The sequence below is a fragment of the Paenibacillus taichungensis genome, from assembly GCF_013359905.1.
Taxonomy (GTDB): domain Bacteria; phylum Bacillota; class Bacilli; order Paenibacillales; family Paenibacillaceae; genus Paenibacillus; species Paenibacillus taichungensis.
Map to the genome: position 1 here is coordinate 1 of NZ_JABMCC010000067.1, position 215 is coordinate 215.

The 215-nt window shown below is 50.7% G+C and carries 1 rRNA gene; it reads left to right on the top strand.

The window, feature by feature from the left end:
* A 16S ribosomal RNA gene (locus tag HP548_RS34205) occupies positions 1–215 on the top strand; the annotation flags it as partial.

The following is a 215-nucleotide window of genomic DNA, read 5'->3' on the forward strand; positions in this document are numbered from 1 at the left end:
ATTGGAGAGTTTGATCCTGGCTCAGGACGAACGCTGGCGGCATGCCTAATACATGCAAGTCGAGCGGACTTGATGAGAAGCTTGCTTCTCTGATGGTTAGCGGCGGACGGGTGAGTAACACGTAGGCAACCTGCCCTCAAGTTTGGGACAACTACCGGAAACGGTAGCTAATACCGAATAGTTGTTTTCTTCTCCTGAAGAGAACTGGAAAGACG